This window comes from Paenibacillus sp. FSL R7-0210 (assembly GCF_038009085.1).
Taxonomy (GTDB): Bacteria; Bacillota; Bacilli; order Paenibacillales; family Paenibacillaceae; genus Paenibacillus_AQ; species Paenibacillus_AQ silagei.
In genome coordinates this window covers 4,610,546-4,629,994 of the sequence record NZ_JBBPAR010000001.1, presented here as the reverse complement: position 1 = coordinate 4,629,994, position 19,449 = coordinate 4,610,546, and the positions used below count along the sequence as shown (strand labels likewise).

The window sequence follows — 19,449 nt, the reverse complement described above, 5'->3', positions numbered from 1 at the left end:
AAATCAGATAAGCCCAGGGAGGGTTATTATGATAATTGGAATTTGGAACAGTAAAATTGAAACAGAACTTGCTAGTATTAAATTTATCTTTCAAATTGAGGAACTGAACGGATTGCAGCTCCGCGTCTGGTCTGAGCCCGTCCCTATGGTTGAGATAGATGAGACGGTTATAGAGGGAAATCATCTTTTTGCTAAGGGACATAATAAATATGCGCCTGGTATCCTTACGTTCGATTTATATTTTGAAGAAAACTCTTTTACAGGAAAATTAGATATGATGGGTCAAGAGCTTGAGCTGATTGGTGAAAAAGGTAGAGGAACCGCTCTGTCCGAAGAGTTCGCAGCTCTAGCGGAAAAGGTCCGTAAAACGGATCTAAGTCCCCGAACAGATGCGGAGATAAAAGAAGAAGTTGATAAGCTGCTAAGCAAGATGTCTCTAGAAGATAAAATTGGGCAAATGAGCCAGTGTTTATCGTCCAATCACTCTTTTGGCGGTGAAGTGGAATCTGCACCACCTGAAGTATTAGTTGCGGAAGGAAAAGCAGGCTCTATTCTTGGAGCATTTGATCTAAAGCGTATATATGAGCTGCAGAAGATTGCGGTAGAACAGTCTCCTCATAAAATTCCGTTATTCTTCAACGCGGATATTATCCATGGATTTCAGACTATTTTTCCTGTTCCGCTGGCATGGTCATGCAGTTGGGACATGGAATTAATTAAAGATGCTTGTTCCATTGCAGCAAAGGAAGCGACAGCTTCCGGCAATACCTATAATCACGGACCTATGGTTGATTTGACCAGGGATCCACGTTGGGGACGTGTCGTAGAAGGAGCGGGAGAAGATCCTTACCTTGGAGCTCAAATCGCTAAGGCTCAAGTAGAGGGATTTCAAGGAGATAGTTTGTTTAGCGACGAAACCTTGATTGCTTGCCTGAAGCATTTTATTGGCTACGGAGGGACTGAAGGAGGACGCGACTACAATACTGTGGATATCTCCGAGGGAACACTCCGGAATTTCCATTTGCCGGCATTCCGAGCGGGTATAGAGGCAGGGGCGGGTTCAGTGATGAATGCCTTCAATATTTATCAAGGTGTGCCTGTAGCCGGGAATTCATTCTTGCTTCGTGAGTTGCTGCGTGAAGAGCTTGGATTTGAGGGAATGTTAATCTCGGATTATGGTTCTGTGGAAGAGATACAGATTCATGGAGCAGCCCGGGATAAAAGAGAAGCGGCGGCTATGGCCATCAATGCTACGATGGATATTGAGATGGTCACAAGAGCGTATGCTGATGAGCTCCCTCGCCTGGTAGAAGCAGGTACTATTAAAGAGGAACAACTTAATGACGCTGTTCGCCGGATTCTAACTTACAAATATAAAATAGGAATTATGGATGATCCCTATCGTTATATCCAGCCAGAGAAAGAAGCTCAACTCCATCTTCATCCAGATCATTTGGAGAAGAGTAGAGAATTAGCTCGTAAATCGGTTGTAATGCTCAAAAATAACGGAGTACTCCCTCTGGAAAGAGAACAAAAGGTTGCAGTAATTGGGCCTTTTGGTGCGAGCAGAGATTTGCTTGGACCTTGGCAATTCTCCCAATATGCTTACGAGACCATATCCTTATTACAAGGGATATCGGCTAAAGGGTTGGACAAGAGCCAGCTGAAATACGTGCAGGGATGCGGTGTAGAGACAGATATTGAGAACGGTATCGAGGAAGCCATTATGGCTGCCAAGGAGTCAGATGTCATTGTTCTCGCATTAGGTGAACACAGCGATATGAGTGGAGAAGCAGCTTCGCGGACAGATATTACACTCCCAGCGGTTCAGATGAAATTGGCTGAAGCGGTTGTAGCAACAGGAAAGCCAGTTGTTCTGGTATTAACTAACGGCAGGCCTCTTGCGCTTAATTGGTTTGAACAGCATACGGATGCGATTGTTGAAACTTGGTTTTTGGGTTCCCAGGCAGGTCATGCCATAGCCGACGTTTTATTTGGTGACTACAATCCATCTGGTAAACTCACAATGAGCTTTCCACAGAACGTAGGACAAGTGCCGGTGTATTACAATCATTTTAAAACTGGACGTCCAGTGACGAATGCAACTCGGGATCAGAAATATATCTCAAAATATATTGATTGTCCTAATGATCCGTTATACCCGTTCGGATACGGACTTAGTTATTCCAAATTTGAATACTCGAATCTCCATTTAGACTCACCAAAGATGACCCGGAAAGAAGTACTTCATGCGAGCGTGACAGTAACCAATACGGGACATTATGCCGGTGAAGAAATTGTACAGCTTTATATTCAAGATCTATACGGCAGCACTGTTCGTCCGGTCAAAGAACTTAAAAACTTCCGCTCTATATGGCTGGAGCCGGGTCAAAGTCAAATGGTAGAATTCCAAATTTCGGAGCAAGATTTGATCTACTACACAGGCAATCATAGATACGAAGCAGAGCTCGGAGAGTTCAAACTATATATTGGCTCAAATTCAGTTGATGTAATGGAAGTTGCTTTCGAACTGGTGTAGGTATCGGGAAACAATACGGAAAATGATCAACAAGAGTAAAAGTATAAATCAGGAGGTAGAAGAATGAATATCGAAACACTGGTCGGTACATTGACGCTTGAAGAAAAAGCGGGACTGTGTTCCGGAAAAGACGATTGGTTGACAAAAGCGGTAGAGCGGTTAAACATCCCTTCCATCCGTACAAGTGACGGACCTCATGGTCTACGGACGTTTGATGATCAGCCTGGTGCAAATAATAGTAAGCCAGCAGTCTGCTTCCCGGCAGGGTGTGCCACGGCAGCCAGCTTTGACCGAGCGTTGCTGAGTAGCATGGGGGAGGCTTTAGGGAGAGAGGCTCAGGCGATGGATGTGCAGGTGCTGCTTGGACCTGGTATCAATATTAAACGCAGTCCGCTTTGTGGCCGTAACTTCGAGTACTTCAGCGAAGACCCTATGCTGTCCGGAGAACTTGGTGCTGCATTTGTAAATGGTGTTCAAAGCCAGGGTGTAGGCACAAGCCTTAAGCATTTCTTCGCCAACAATCAGGAGTACCGCCGCATGGACGCTTCTTCTGAAATGGATGAGCGTACCATGCGTGAGATCTATTTGCCGGCATTTGAACGGGTAGTCAAGCAATCCCAGCCGTGGACCATTATGGCTTCTTATAATAAAATTGGCGGCACGTACTCTACAGAAAACAAACAATACCTCACCGATTTGTTACGTGAGGAATGGGGGTTTGAGGGTCTTGTTATCAGTGATTGGGGAGCGACGCACAACCGGGTCAAAGCTGTGGCCGCAGGAACCGATCTTACAATGCCTTCAGCTACCAAAACAGATCAGGAGATTGTAAAGGCTGTGCAGGAAGGTGAGCTATCCGAAAGTGAACTGGACAGAGCCTGCATTCATTTATTGAAGCTTGTCTTTAAATCAATGGATAACCGTAAAGAAGATGTTACCTTTGATTACGACAGCGACCATGCATTGGCGCGTAAGATCTCAGCTGAATCAATGGTGCTTTTGAAAAACGACAATAATGTATTACCGCTAAAGAAGAATGCAAAAATTGCATTTATAGGTGCGTTTGCCAAGGCGCCCCGCTATCAAGGCGGTGGTTCCAGTCATATTAACAGTTATAAAGTTACAAATGCTTTCGATGCTGCTGCTCAACTCATGTCTGGTAACTTAACCTATGCTCAAGGTTATCACTTGGACAGTTTGGAGCCGGATGCGGATTTAGTCCAGGAAGCAGTTGCTGCAGCCAAGGATGCAGACGTTGCTGTAATCTTTGCCGGATTGCCGGATTCGATGGAATCGGAAGGTTTCGACCGTGGTGACATGCGGATGCCACACAATCATAATGAACTGATTGCTGCTGTAAGCGCTGCCCAGCCCAATACTGTTGTTGTGCTGCATAACGGCTCGCCTGTGGAAATGCCATGGGTTAAAGCACCGAAAGCCATTCTCGAAGTATACCTCGGGGGGCAAGCGGTCGGCGAAGCAACAGTCCAGGTGTTGTTTGGTGAGGAGAATCCCTCTGGACGGCTACCGGAATCGTTCCCGGTTCGTCTGGAGGACAACCCTTCCTATCTATTTTTTCCCGGGGAAAATGGGGTAGTGGATTACAGTGAACGGATGTTTGTTGGATACCGTTATTATGAGAGCAAAAAGATGGACGTGCTGTTTCCATTCGGTCATGGGTTGTCCTATACGACTTTTTCGTACAGTAACCTAAGGGTTAGCGCAACAAACATGACGGAAGATGATACGGTAACTGTCTCGGTTGACGTAACTAACACTGGAAGTATGACAGGGAAAGAAGTAGTACAGTTATATATCGCACCTCATAAAGGGGAGATCATCCGCCCGGTACGTGAATTAAAGGGCTTTGAGAAAATTGAACTGAACCCACGGGAAATGAAAACGGTGACCTTTACACTGGGTAAGCGGGATTTTGCTTATTGGAACATGGCTGCGCAAGACTGGGCAGTAGAAACAGGTGAATACACTGTGCAAATTGGGTATTCCTCTTATTCGATTGCACAAGAAACCACATTGCATATCGAAGGGAAAGAGAACCCCGAAGGAATGGAATACACAATGTTCACACCTATAAAGGACTTTATACGTCATCCGATTGGTAAAACCTTTTGGGAAGCGAACTTTGGCAAGATGGCAGAAGGAATGGTGCGAACCGGCTTAGTCCAGGAAGAGGCGCTTGCAGCGGGTATGCAGCTTGGAAATAACGACTCAGCATTAATGATCCAGCCTATATCGATCATGACGGCCTTTGTTCCAGAGCTTGATGGCCAACCTATCAACGAAATATTAGAGCAAATGAACATCAAATACTCAGCTCAGAAGGAGAAGTGATTCGTATGTATAACGCAATGGTACAACTTCTCGGAATTCGCAATGAACGAATAGGATTGATATTATAACGTCCCCGCAGGGAGAATGTGCTATAGCAGCTCATTTCTCCTGATGGGCTTATTTTTTGTGCTGCTTTCTAAATAATCACGAAAGGTGTTGTGAAATATGATTCGAGTTTCTTTCAATGAGGGCTGGACCGTCGGTCCAAATAGTGGATTCTTTAACATGGCTCCAGATCAAATGCCGCAGCAGGTTACTTTGCCCCATGATGCTATGATCTCTAAGTTAAGAAGTGAGAATGCCGTGAGTGGAGGCAAAAAGGGATATTTTCCTGATGGAACTTACGATTATGTAAAGCAATTTCATGTACCCGAGACCTATAAGGAGAAGAGAATCACTTTTGAATTCGAAGGTGTATATATGAACGCCATGGTATACATCAACGGGGACTTCGCAGGACAGCATCCTTACGGGTATTCCAATTTCTATATCAAAGCAGATCGATTCCTGAAATATGGGGAAGACAATGAGATTAAAGTGGTTACCAAGAGCAGTGACGATTCACGATGGTATACAGGAACAGGGATTTACCGTGATACAAAAATGATGGTAGCGAATCTGGTGCATTTCCAAGTGGATGGCCTTCAAATTACAACACCTGAAATTTCTAACGGGTATGCTATTGTGAACGTGGCAACGTTTGTAGAGAATGAGGGCGTGAATCCGCAAACGACCCGGATATCCACGGAAATCCTGGATGCTGAGGGCAACGTAGTAGCTTTTGACCATTCCCCATTAACTGTTTTTGCGGGAGAAGTTACAACAATGCGCCAGCGCCTGGTTGTAAAGCTGCCAAAGCTGTGGAGTGTAGAGACGTCGTATCTATACACCTGCAACAGCAGAGTAATGGATGGGGACAACATTCTGGATGAGGAGATGAGTACATTTGGAATCCGTTCTCTCTCTTTAAATGCTGAACAAGGTCTATCTATCAATGGAGAAATTGTAAAGCTCCGAGGAGCTTGTATCCATCATGACAATGGTGTGATTGGAGCAGCCACGATCGGCCGTGCTGAGGAACGCCGCATTGAGATTTTGAAAGAAGCCGGATTCAATGCCATTCGTAGCTCGCATCAGCCTTTGAGTAAGGCCATGCTGAATGCATGTGACCGTCTGGGTATGCTGGTCATGGATGAAAGCTTCGATATATGGACGAACACAAAATCAGATTTCGATTATGCCTTGAATTTCCCTGTATGGTGGGAACGGGATATCGAAGCTATGGTGAATAAGGATTTTAACCATCCGAGTGTGATCATGTATTCCATTGGAAATGAGATCAAAGAGACAGGGAGTGCCAATGGTGCGGCATGGGGCAGAAAGCTTGCAGAGAAGATTCGCCGTATGGATAGCACAAGATATGTAATTAACTCGATTAACGGCTTTGTTTCTATCATGGATAAATTGAAGGATGTCATGAGCAGCCAACTCTCAGGTGATGTCAATACGGCCATGGCCTCTGCCGGCGATATGATTAAATACGTGCAAGGTTTGGAATTTGTTAAGAATGCAACAGCTGAATCCTTTGCGGCGGTGGATATCGCGGGATATAACTATGCGGACAATTGCTATGTACCTGATAAAGAATTTTTTCCGAACCGGGTGATCTGCGGAAGTGAAACCTTCCCTAAAGATATCGCCAATAATTGGAAGTTGGTACTAGAAAATGGACACGTCATTGGTGATTTCACTTGGACAGGATGGGATTATCTAGGGGAATCAGGTCTTGGCAGGGTTGAATATGGAGAAGTCAGCCGAGGGCTTGGGGCGTCCGGAGCATTTCCATGGCTGACAGCACATTGTGGCGATATCGACATTACGGGTCATCGTCTTCCTGTTTCTTATTATCGTGAAATTGTCTTCGGATTGCGCAAAGAGCCGTATATTGCCGTTCAGCGTCCTGCACATTACGGTGAGCAGCCTACAATGATGCCTTGGAGCTGGAGTGACGCCGTTTCCAGTTGGAGCTGGGAGGGCTTTGAGGGTAAGCCTGTTAAGGTAGAGGTATACTCTGACGCGACGGAAGTTGAATTGTTGATCAATGGAAAATCAGTTGGCAAGGCAGAGGCCGGTGAAGCGCATGACTTTAAAGCATTGTTTGATACCGTATACCAACACGGTGAAGTGGTGGCGATCGCCTATTCGGATGGAAAGGAAACCGGACGTATGACCCTGGTTTCGGCTGAGAGCGAAGTGAACGTCCAGCTTGAGATTGACCGCATGCAAATTAAGGCAGATGATACTGACCTGGCCTTTGTTACGATTTCGCTCGTGGATGATAAAGGAGTGGTGAAACCCCTTGCCGACCGGAAAGTATCCGTCACCGTAAAGGGTGCGGGAATCCTTCAGGGTCTGGGAAGCGCGAATCCCAAAAATGAAGAAAGCTATGTAAATTCTACGCACTTTACCTACGATGGAAGAGTCTTGGCTGTCATTCGTCCTACTGAGGCCGGAAGTATTGAGATGAGGGTTGAGGCTGAGGGTTGTGCGACAAAAACTGCGAAAATTGAAGTTTGTAAATAGGGAGGGTTTGATATGAGACATTACCCCCTAAGGACGATCATAGCAATGGGCGGGAGCCGCCTGTCGCGGGAAGAGTCATCTCAAATAGATTCACGAGGAGATATATTATGAACGATAATAGTAAAAAGTTAACCATGCAATATCAATTCCCAGACAAATTTTTATGGGGGGCTTCAACAGCCGCCCACCAAGTAGAAGGCAATAACACAAATAGCGATAGCTGGGTGATGGAAAACCTGAAAGGCACGAGCTACAAGGAGCCATCAGGAATTGCAGTAAATCATTATCGACTCTACAGAGAGGATATTGAACGTTTAGCCGCACTTGGCCTCAATTCTTATCGCTTTTCCATCGAGTGGGCCCGGATTGAACCGGAGGAAGGGCAATTCGATGAAGCAGCCATGGAACATTACCGGGATGTATTAAGAACTTGCAGCAACTTGAATGTAACCCCGGTCGTAACGCTTCATCATTTCACCTCCCCGCAATGGCTTATTAGCGCCGGAGGCTGGGAAGCTGAAGGTACGCCAGCAAGGTTTGCACGTTATTGTGCTCATGTCATGAGCCAATTAGGAGATCAAATTCCTTATGTATGTACAATCAATGAGGCAAATATTTCTATTGGAATTGCAAAAGTTATGAAGCAGTATCAGCAGGGGGGATCTGCAGCAGGACAACTTGGCATGAACATGGATTTTCAGGAACAAATGCGGGACTACTATGCTGAATTGTCCAAAGCATTTGGTATACCACCCATGGAGGTGCATACCTTCCTGTCACCACGTTCCGAAAAAGGCCTGCACATCATCTTCCAATCGCATGTGGAGGCAAGGGCGGCTATCCGGCAGGTTAGTCCGAACACTAAAATCGGATTAAGCATGTCGCTCTTTGATTTTCAGTCCGTCCCTGGTGGAGAAGAACAGGCTGCTCATGAATTACATGAGGAATTTCTACAATTCCTTCCTTATATGGAGGACGATGATTTCCTGGCCTTACAGAACTATTCACGTGAGATCTACGGACCGGATGGTCTCATCCCTGTACCGGCTGATAGTGAGCGTACCCAGATGGGTTACGAATTCTATCCCGAAGCTCTAGAGAATGTTATTCGTTGTGCTTCGAAGCATCTGAACAAGCCGATTATCGTAACGGAGAATGGTGTTGCTACAGATGATGATACACGCCGTGTTGCTTTTATTGATCGGGCTTTAAAGGGTGTAGCTGCATGTATTGCTGACGGGATTCCAGTTAAGGGATACTTGCATTGGTCACTACTTGATAATTTTGAATGGCAGCTTGGATTCTCCAAGCGTTTCGGGTTAGTTGAAGTAAACCGCCAGACACAGGAGCGCACTCCTAAACCTAGCGCTTATCATCTTGGAAAGATTGCCCGAGCTAATATTATTTATTAGTGTGGATTTTCTATAACCTTACTAGCGGACGACATAGAAGCATCCGCTGAGGATAATAGCCTGTAGAGATGAGAGAATAACGTCTCATTACTACAGGCTATTTATGTTTCTATATCATGAACAAATTTTGGGTATCATCGTAGAGCATTCTACTTTCCGCTATACTTATCTAAGCAGCTTGAATATGTAATTAAAGAGCTTAGGGTAGGAGGCAAAAGTGAATACTTCAGATGATATCCTTTCGTTTATAAGCCGAAATTATTTGAAAAAAGATGAGCAACTGGAGATGCCAACAGTAATAAGTGATGATTCTCTTGTTGATATAGATATTGTAAAAAGGACTGCCCGTACGCTACGAAGAGTAGGGATCATTACCGTTGCATGGCAGGATGGCTTAAGTGCCGAAGAACCTCCGGAGCAGCAGCTGTTACGCTGGACAGTGGGGAAGCGTGCCTTATTAGATGACAATCAACAAACTTTTGACTGGCTGAGTAAGGGATGGATTGTGAAGGAGGTCCGGTTCAAGCAAGACGGGAAATCGGTAGACCGGATATATTACCGTATGGGGTATTTATTATATGTTCAACTGATAAATAAGCAAAAAGACACAGAAAGGGATATAATAGATCAATTTACGTTTTATCAGTCAGAAGCTGCCCGGCGAATGGAAGAAATAATGTGTGTACCGGGCGAACGGATGCTTCAGTTAAAGGGTTTGACAATATTCTTAACGGATAGTTTAGCGTGGAGTATTGGTACGTTGAAGGATCAGGTTGTTTTCCCTGCGAATTGGAGCGTATCTAAGAGAATCCATTCATTACACTTTTTACTGGCTTTTGGCATGATTTCTTGTACCAAAGAAATATTTGACTGGAAAGAAATTGGCGCGCAGTATTACCCGGGTATTGGAGGCTCTAAGGCATTTGATCTGTCTAAAATAGAGTTTCTTAACATGCTAGAGACGCTAAGCGGTCAGCCAGCTGAAGCATTAGGAATGATAAGCGGAGGGCAGATTACGCCGATCTATTTTGCCGGTACCCTTGAAGGGAAATGGTCCAATTTCCAGGCAGGACCTGTTCATGCCTTAACCAATATTTCAGTATCCCAAGACCAGTATTCAACCGCAGCAACTACGCTATGGTTAGTCGAGAATCGGGCTGTTTTGACGCGGATGTCAGCAGAACCCCATTTCTTGCAGGCGACTAATTCTGTGATTATATGTGTGGACGGCCATATCCGGAGTGTGCACCGGTATTTTATCAGGCAATTAATGAATAACAGCGCCATTGATCAAGTAATCATGTGGAGTGATTATGATGAGGCGGGGCTGCAAATTGCAAGGGAAATGTACCAGTCGCTTAGTGGACATGATGTGCGACATAAATGGATCTGCCCTGATCGCTCCATACTAACCAGTTGGCCGGAGTATCAACAGCGTCTGGAGGATTTGCTACAGTATATGAAGTTGGAACAAGAGATTGTGTTAGGGGAGGCAGAGGATTGGAGAAGCTGGATCAACCATTAATTTCAATTTTTCAGACTGACGAATCCGGGCCGGAAATGCACCAGGCCTTAAGGGATATTGCTCTGTTGTCAGGGGTATTGAATGATCTGGGCTCCCAGAACTTTCTGCAGACGCCTATCGAAATTTTACGGTTCTTACGTATTATTCAACTGCTCAATGAGGAGGCCCTGGGGCTGGATGAACCGATTGAGAACGTAGATACCCTGTATTTTCGTTACCGGAACCGCTATGAGGACCTCGACCCGCCAAGCAAGAAAAAGGTTGAACAAATTGTAAATGTCCTGGTGAAGTATAACTGGATATCCAAACAAACCAGGCAGCTAAAAATGCGTGATGTAGGGAAGCGGATGATGGATACGCTCATACGGCTTGCCAATGATTCTTTAGCCTATTATATGCATGATGATATAGGTCGATCGTTATTCCAGGCCAGACGGGATGCCGAGCTTAGCGAAGCCTATGATGATCATGGCATTTCCGGCGGTAACAAAATTGCCAGTATGATTCGCAACGTGGAAAATGCTATACAACTGATGAAGGAACGTGAATTAGAAATGCTGGCGGACCGTAATGCACTGCCTCAGTTAGAGATTATCCATCAGTTGATGCAGGAGCTGGAGATGAAGCTGACAGAGCGTCTCCGTAAGTTTCATACATTAGAGGACAGTCTGGTGCTCAGTGATTTAATGCAGGCAGGAACATCTGCACTTGCCGATGGCACGAATCTGAGCATGGGGATGATTAATAAATATCTCAAATTTACGATGATGAAGCAAACGATGCTCTTGTCCTCGATTAATCCCGAAAAAGTTCGGATGTTCATTACTCAAATGTATGACCCGCCTCCAGAATCGGACATTCCTAATGCTCATCAGATTATGAGCTTTATGGAGCAGAATGAATACGAGGGGGAGTCCATGGATGGTCTGTGGATGCCTGTTAAATTCGCCGCGCCGCTGTCCGGTGCAGCTATTAGTGAAGCTATTCATTATCTTGAGGACTATGAGCCGCTAGTGGATCGAATGCAGGAAGATATCCAGGAGACCCAATATATCCATGAGGAGATTGATATTACACAATTAGAGGATATGATGGGAGATTCAGCGTGGTTGCTGACGAAATCTATGATTGAGACGGACGCCATTGAAGGATTCATGCAGGAAGTGGAGCAAGCTCCGCTAGAGACGGTAATCATTGAAGCAACATCTGCGGAGTGGGGCGATGCGATTAACGCACTTACGGCGTTATCTGCGTTAGTAGGCAGCAAGAAGCTGACAATGGAGGAAGCGGGGGCGGAATCAGAATCCCAAGCCCCCCGATATGACAAGGAATGGGACTGGATGAATCCGAAGGATATTAATCAAGTCGTTAAGCATAACAAAGCTTCAATGAACAGGCAGAAGAGGAGTGACGATGAGCTTGACGGATGAATTAAATGTAAATCCGCTTAATGTCATGCAGGCAATCAAAGGCATGCTAACCGAGGCGGAAGAGATCGTGTTCATGAATCTTTTATTCTCATCCTCTGCAACAATACGTGTGGGCAATTTCGGCTTATCCCGGCGCGAGGTAGAGAAGCAGTTAAAGATATCTAATGATGATGAGCAGTTCAATTCATTTTTAATGCGGGTTAATCAGGCGGTAAGCCGGTATTTTAAAGTAATCTATGATGTGAAAAGAGATCAGGTGATCGTGATGATGCGGGTTCCTGCCCGATCGGCACGCAGTACATTGTCCAAAGAAAGTCTGGCCATTCTCTTGTTTATCTTTTATCAGCAAGAAGTGTTGCAGCATGAGTTCACGCTATTCGATCAATTGTTAAATGCTCTTGGACATGAGACGACAAAGGCAAATCAGCGTTTGATTCTAAATATTGACCAATTGAAAAAAATCGGGGCACTCGAAGAATATGATACCAATTCAAATGAGAAGGCGTATACCATCACTGGAATTGGGGCTAATATGTTCTCGGATTCCTTTCTGCGGCGTACGGTTGAATTCAGTCAATCCAATCAATTAAACAAAGAGGAAGTTCTGAAGTTTTTCAAACGATATAATCTGTATCAGGAAGGAACTGACGAAGCATAATGATACCTTGGAAAATGTGGTTTACTGGCATTCGGGATTATCAGCCAACGATGATGGACTTGTCAGGACAAGAATCACATATCTTGATCACCGGCCCGAATGGAGCAGGGAAATCTACCATAACGTACTGCATGGGGGTTGTTTTGTATTCTTCCAAGGTAGACTTAGAGGGTCTAAAATCCCGCAATCTCCTTCCGGATGATATGTGGAAAGCTCATATTCGGCTATTGTTTAAGAATGAGGGAAGCGTGCGCATGGATGCCCCTGCTTTTATCGAATTCTCGATTCATATTGTGCAGGAACCGGGACAGCCGGCCAAGAAGGAATTTATCATTCAATCGGGGGATGATCCGGAGCAATGGGATGAGACTATTAAGTATACTTCAGGTGACCGGCAATACAATTTCACTACGTACAAGAAGGACCTCCAGTACAAATACAAAATTGATCCCGACCTGTTCTACCTGATTTGGTATCAGCAGGAGGTTAATCAATTCGCGGTCATGGACCCGCAGGAGCGGTTTCGTATTTTTGCTGAAATGCATGGCATTAATCAGGTACAGCACAACTGGGAAGAAAGTATGGAGAAGTTGAAGGAAGTGCAGGAGAGTCTAAGAACAGCTGACATTAACGTTTCCAATAAAAAGCAATGGCTGGGAATTGCGAAGGCAGCGCTGGAACGGTATGAGGATAATCGCAAGCGTCTTGTACAAGGAGGCCGGATGTACGCTGGAGCACTGCTGAAATTAGAAACCTTTTATAAGCAGGAACAACAGCATTTATTAGCCAAGCAAGAACAATTGCTCGTGGACCAGGAAGCAACGAAGGACAACCTTGACCTATTGCAGGAGCAAGCCGAGCGGATTACTTATGAGCTAACGCAGGTCCAAGCGGAAAAAGAGCAGATTAACGAGGAAATCACTTTATTACAGGAGAAGCTATCTCTTGTTAATAATGAAATAAATGAAACCACGAACGTTATTAATGAATTGAACCACCAGCTGAAGGAGCTGAATCAAGAAAAGTCTGGAATTACGCGCACTGAAGAAGAGGTACAGGCGCAGCTCGAGGCAATCACTTTACAGCTTCAAGAACGGAATCGTGACTTGGCGAAGGCTGATGCAGACATCCAGGAATCCGAGGGTATGATAGCGCAATTAATGAATTCAAGCTATATTCTGCATGCGCAGATTCAGCAGGATAAGGCACTGGAGTACGAACACCAGGGACGGTTATGGCAATATCACAGCAGTTATGATGTGGATAAGAATATTGCAGCATTAGAGCAAAGAATTCGAGACTTTAAGCATGAACGAGATAAGAAGGCGAAGCTGCTTCAGGCATTAACGGAAGAGGGATTTCAGCTTGAGCATAATCAATTATGGTCGGACCGCCAAAGAGAATCACTTGCGCTATTTAAAGCGAATGGAGTGCGTGCTTATACCTTAAATGAGCTGGTTGAATTAGACGAGTCCGCCCGGCCCGCAGCAGAGGAGCAATTCGAAGCTATTAAATATACAGTATTTTTTGATGGTATGCATGTACAGGCTCCGAATGATTTGTATCATGTTCCTCTGCGGAGTATCGTGCCGGATCGATCGGTTACTGACATTCAAGAGCTTCAGATTCATGTGAAAAAAGGCATCAGTGATGATGTATTCCCGCATGCAGTTAAAGCTCTATGGTGGGTAGAGCAATTCTATCAGGCAGGAGAAATACGTGTAGAGAAGGGTCTGCTGATTGATCCGAGGGGGATTCGCGGGCCACAGGAGAAGAAGAACTATATCCTAAGCCAGAAGGCTCTGCAGAAACGCAAAGAGGAAATTCAGAAGAACACTAGCCAATTAAATACAGTGCTTGCGGATATCGAAGACTCCATTAAGAAAGATACACAGACTATGCAGGAATTGCATGCGATTATTCAAGCTGTTCGTGAATCCGAAGCTTTCCTCACCAAGAAGCATGAACGTGAAGGACGGGCTGCGAAATATGCACTTGAAGTGCTACGTCTTGACGAGCAGAAGCAGCAGCTTCAGGAAATAAAGGTTGTGCACAAAAAAATCCTCGAGAAACAGGTCAAGCTGGAGCATACACAGGAAATTTTGCAGCAGGAAGCGGATTTTTATGTACGCTTGGGACAGCAGAAGGAACAGTATGAGACGTTGCAGCAGAAGACAAAGCACCGCCAGAGCTTAGCCGCACAACAGGATATGATGAAGCAGCAATCTGACACTCTTGAAGAACAGCTTGATCGTATAGAGGGTAATGAACGCCGACAAAACCGGAATTTTGCCAAGAATCAAGACGATGTTGAACAGGTAACGCGTACGTTGCAGCAAATGAATATCCAATTAAAAGATACCCATGAGGCGCTTGAGACATCACAAATAAATCTGCTTACGGCCATCGAAGAAATTGAGAATTTCAAAGGAATAGCCCGGTTTATTTATGATGAGCTGGTTAACGAGCCTGGACCAGAACTTAGTAATGTCAAAAAAACGCAGTCGGTTACCAAGCTCCGTCAAGAATATGAGTCCGGGAAGGTTACATTTGATAATGCCAGGTATGAATCGGGTCTAGACCCTGCTGCACCTGAGAATTACAAAGTCATTGAAGAAGAGGTTCACCGGCTGCAGGATGAGTATAAGCGGACAAGCTTATTGTATGAAGAGAATCAAGAACGGGCTGAGACGCTCAGGGATCAATTGGAGACAACCATTAATATGAGAGTGCTTGAAATTCAGCAGCGATTCAAGAACTACATGAGCGGTTTTCAGTTCGAGGGGCAGATTGATTGGAAGCAGCAAGAGGATCGCAAGGGACGGGTGCTGTTCCATTTATTCATAAGAGCCCGTAAGGAAGGGCACCGGGGAACGTTAGAGGATGTCAGTGTGAAGGCACGGGGAGGAAGAGTTGGTAAGGGTGTCTCTGGCGGGGAGGAGTCGCTTAGTTCACTACTGTTTGCACTCGCTTTGTTACAGAATCTGCAAACGGCACCGGGGTTTATTGTGATGGATGAATTCGATAGTGCGTTAGATGAGCAGCGGAAGTTAAAAGTATTTGATCTCTATGCGAGCGAGCTAAAGCGCAAATTAATTATCCTATCTCCGAAGTCACATGAGAACTCCTACCTGGACCGGTTCTCCAAAGCGTACATTGTGCAACATAACCCTACCGTACCTTGGAGTAAGGTGACGGGGTTGATTCTAAAGCGTGAATGAGAGCTTGAGAGTAGATTGGCCCGTTAGAGTGAGCTGAACATTATTGGGTCTAACGGGTTGATTTGTTCTGTGATGCAAACTGTTACTATTTTGAAAAAGTACAATTATGTTGATCCATCAAGCATGATTACTATAATACCAGCGTTTATAGCACTACTGAGTATCCCATTACTATCCCTATCCTCCTTAAAGTTGATAGAAAGAAAACCGGAATTGATGAGGATTTATAATCATGTAAAAATTAGCTTGATAATATTCACAATTTTTTTTGTTATGTTTATAATTCTCGTTATTTTTGCATTCACTAAATGAAACTTTAACCACAAGCAGCAGTACAAATCAAGAATTTGTTACAGCAAGTTAAAGGCCATCCCTTTCGGGATGGCCTTTCCTGTGAATTCTATACTTTTAATAATTACTTCCCACTCTCCAGCAACCTCGCCACCATGGTAGCGAACTCTGCCCGGGTAATGTCTTTTGCAGGCTTAAATGTACTGTCTTCGTAGCCGGTAATAATTTTATTGGATGCTAGTGCATCAATGGAGTTATAATACCAGGCGTCTTTTTTAACATCTTTGAATGTGGTGTTTCCGGTACCAGTCAGCTTGAAGGCTCTGGCGATTAGGGTTGCTAATTCACTGCGGCTAATCTTCGCATTAGGGCGGAAGGTGCCGTCGCTGTAACCATTCATCAGGCCGGCACTGGCGGCTGCGCCGATGAACTTGTTCGCCCAATGTGCTCCAGATACATCGGTGAAGCTGCTTGCTTGTCCGTCAAGCCCCATGTGCGTTGTAATGACCTTAATGGCTTCGGCACGGGTCAAGCCTGCATTCGGACGGAAGGTTCCATCTTCATAACCTGTTAGTAATCCTTTGGAAATCAGCAGGTCAATGCTTGCTTTTGCCCAATGATTCAGTGTATCTGTAAAACTTACCACTTCCGGCGCAGGTGTTGGTGCTGTTGTTTCTGCTGGTGCTGGTGTTGCTGTAGGAGCCGGTGTAGCTGTAGGTGCTGGCGTTGGTGTTGCTGTTACCGGTGGAGTTCCGGTACCTCCTCCAGGACTTGGATTGCTTGGTTCATTATCTACTGGATCAGGATCAGTAGGGGTTGGAACATATGGGAGTGCTGGAGCAAAAGCGGTAAGCAGTCTGGCTTGACTTTGCTGCTCAAGCGCATAGCCCATACCCAGAACTTTGGCATCGTCCCATGCTCTGCCCACAAGCTGCATCGAGATCGAATAACCGCTGTCGTTCGTTCCTACAGGAACCACTACGGTAGGGAGGCCGACATTAGACGTTAATACTCCCGTGTTGCGGTCAGAGCTTAACTGAGAGGCTGATGCGTCATTGTTATACACGTCACTGATGAAGCCTGCATAGACAATGGCATCCACGCCATTCTCGTCCATCCAGCCTTTGATCACTTCTTTATAGTCCGTTCTATACTTGATGTAATCTTGTACAGCCTGTTCCGTCATCCGCGTAGGTGCAGTATATCCTCTCTGATTATAGATAAGCACCTTATCTGAAGCGAGCACACTTGCTCCATCCGCGTAAGGGAAGGCCTTATGAAGCTCAATGTAGCGTGCCCAGCCTTCCGTAGAACCGTTAATGCCTTGAGGACGGGTAGGGGCTGCTGGCATTTTTGACATTTCAACCATTTCCGCTCCCGCAGCTTGCAGCTCAGAGAACTTATTCTTTACTGCCACTCCGGTATCATCATCTGCGTAGCTGGAGACAAAGGATTCGGGGATGTATCCGATTTTCTTTCCTTTCAGTGCGCCGGCATCCAGCGACTCCTTCCAGTTCTCCGGACGTTTATGATCTGCATCAGCAGTTACGGTGAAAATATCCTGCGGGTCCGTACCCGTTGTAGCATTCAGCATAATAGCCAGGTCCGTTACGGTTTTGGCAATGGGTCCCGCATAATCCTGTCCCCAAGTGAGCGGGAGCACACCTGTCGTACTCGCCATGCCGTCTGTACCACGGAAGCTTTTTAGACTGGCGCCTGTTGTCGGTGCATAGAGAGATACCCCGGTCTGCGATCCCATAGCTGCCGCTGCGAAATCAGCTGCAACCGATACTGCCGATCCTCCGCTGGAGCCGAAAGAGGTTTTGGAAGGATAGAGTGCGTTCCATGTCTGCATCCAGCCGCTTTCACTAAAGCTTCCGCTGTTCGCGAACTCCGAAGTATTCACTTTACCAATAATGACCGCGCCGGCTTCGCGCAGCTTATTCACCTGGAAGGCATCCGATTCAGGCCGCCACCCTTCAAGTGCTTTACTGCCGCCTGTAGTCGGCATGTCCTTGGTGTCATAGATATCTTTGATCGCAATCGGAATTCCCAGCAGATCGCCTGAAGCGCCTTGTGCACGGGCATCATCAGCCGCTTTGGCCTGAGCCAGCGCAGTTTCGGATACATGCAGGAAGGCATGGAAGCCAAGTTGCCCGAAATCGTAAGCTTTGATTCGATCGAGATACGCTTGCGTAATTTGGACAGAAGTTGTTTTACCACTAATCATATCCTGTTGCATCTGTGCAATGGATTTATTCACAACATCGTAAGGGGAGGAAGTGATGAAGCTTTGCGCTGCAGGAGCCTCTGGAATGAACAGGTTATCTCCAGTATTAAGTCCCTCTATGCCTGAGATATCCCAGTTGCTGATAGAGCGGATCTGTGCAGGGGTTAAGCCGGATACATCCAGCTGCTGATTAAGTCCATTAAGCGTGGCAACCAGATTGTTCAGCCCGGCTTCACCAGCTTCTCCAACTTGTACAAAATTCACCAGGGATTTCGACTGGCCCGGTTCAAGATTCAAGGTATTAATGAAGCCATAGAAATTCGCCTCATTACCGGACTTGGCCAGAGGTGTGGTGAATGGATTCTGCTGCTGATTCCCTAGAGCGGTTAATCCATTATTAAATGGATGTGGAGACCCGACCGCAACACCTAGAGGTTTATTGTTTCTGGCGCTGCTATCGACCACAATCCATGAATCGTCTGTAGTCACCTCCAGATCATTGGAGTAGGTTGCCTTGACCACTGAAGCATTGGCCGCTGTGCCATAGCCTAAGGAGCCGCCGAAGGATACATCAACCTTTACAGCCATATCATTCTTATTGGTAAAAGTATCAAAGAATCTAGTCCGGTTATTGATAGTGTCCACATACACATCACGGGTGACGGTGACATTTCCCAGATTGACAGATTGAGAGGAAGTGAATCTATTAACGCCATCGTATTTGAGGTCGAACCCGCGCATCATCTGTCCATTCATTAGGGAGGCGGAAGGCGAAGATACTTTAACAAAAATATTACCGAAGCCTTGTACTTGTGTAGTACCGACGGTACGCAAGCTCCCTGTGTCCAAGCTGGGTGCAAAAGCATCGTGAATCTCCCATACGGTGCCACTAGATGAAGTAACCCTCGTTAAAGCATCGGCCGTTTGAAACGGAATGACTCCTGAAGCAATAACAGATAACGCAATGGAAGTAGCTATAACTTGCCTCTTCGTTCTACGCAGACGTTTTAACTTACTCATGTAGGCAATCTCCCTTTCCTCTATGTATATTATTAATTGTGTTAAGAAATATAACATTGTATATTAATTCAGTCAATGAATAATATGAAATTGAACTATTTTTAGAGATTTTAACAAAGGGAGAGTACTTTATTTATTAAAAAGTGCATGAAAAATAATATAAAGGTGTTTTATATAACGTTTTGTGT

9 protein-coding genes are annotated in these 19,449 nt (G+C 45.4%); 8 read left to right on the top strand and 1 reads right to left on the bottom strand.

Annotated elements, in window-relative coordinates; all coding sequences use genetic code 11:
* Window positions 1–28: 28 nt before the first annotated feature.
* The 8 genes from bglX (at window position 29) to MKY64_RS19670 (ending at window position 15,720) form a co-directional block, all read left to right on the top strand.
* The gene (gene bglX, locus MKY64_RS19705; RefSeq protein WP_340955228.1) at window positions 29–2,539 is read left to right on the top strand and encodes a beta-glucosidase BglX; all 2,511 of its coding nucleotides are present in this window, start codon (window positions 29–31) and stop codon (window positions 2,537–2,539) included.
* A 63-nt stretch (window positions 2,540–2,602) separates the two neighbouring features.
* A complete protein-coding gene (locus tag MKY64_RS19700; RefSeq protein ID WP_340955226.1) occupies window positions 2,603–4,891 on the top strand; it encodes a glycoside hydrolase family 3 C-terminal domain-containing protein in 2,289 nt (762 codons plus the stop codon).
* Between the two features lie 165 nt (window positions 4,892–5,056).
* Entirely contained in the window at window positions 5,057–7,474 is a 2,418-nt protein-coding gene (locus tag MKY64_RS19695; protein ID WP_340955224.1) for a glycoside hydrolase family 2 TIM barrel-domain containing protein, read from the top strand.
* A gap of 107 nt (window positions 7,475–7,581) precedes the next feature.
* A complete protein-coding gene (locus MKY64_RS19690; RefSeq protein WP_340955223.1) occupies window positions 7,582–8,886 on the top strand; it encodes a glycoside hydrolase family 1 protein in 1,305 nt (434 codons plus the stop codon).
* A 217-nt stretch (window positions 8,887–9,103) separates the two neighbouring features.
* Window positions 9,104–10,411, top strand: a complete 1,308-nt coding sequence (locus tag MKY64_RS19685) for a DUF2399 domain-containing protein (protein WP_340955221.1) — start codon at window positions 9,104–9,106, stop codon at window positions 10,409–10,411.
* Complete coding sequence (locus MKY64_RS19680; protein WP_340955220.1) at window positions 10,387–11,841, top strand: hypothetical protein; 1,455 nt, start codon at window positions 10,387–10,389, stop codon at window positions 11,839–11,841. The genes MKY64_RS19685 and MKY64_RS19680 overlap by 25 nt, the downstream gene beginning before the upstream one ends.
* A gap of 25 nt (window positions 11,842–11,866) precedes the next feature.
* Window positions 11,867–12,499 carry a hypothetical protein gene (locus tag MKY64_RS19675; RefSeq protein ID WP_235191972.1) on the top strand — a complete coding sequence of 211 codons (633 nt, stop codon included), beginning with the start codon at window positions 11,867–11,869 and terminating at the stop codon, window positions 12,497–12,499.
* A 254-nt stretch (window positions 12,500–12,753) separates the two neighbouring features.
* Window positions 12,754–15,720: a chromosome segregation protein SMC gene (locus MKY64_RS19670; protein ID WP_340955218.1), complete on the top strand. Its 2,967-nt coding sequence runs from the start codon at window positions 12,754–12,756 to the stop codon at window positions 15,718–15,720.
* Window positions 15,721–16,135: 415 nt separating this feature from the next.
* Here MKY64_RS19670 and MKY64_RS19665 read toward each other — a convergent pair whose 3' ends face one another.
* Complete coding sequence (locus MKY64_RS19665) at window positions 16,136–19,261, bottom strand: amidase family protein (protein WP_340955217.1); 3,126 nt, start codon at window positions 19,259–19,261, stop codon at window positions 16,136–16,138.
* Between the last annotated feature and the right edge of the window lie 188 nt (window positions 19,262–19,449).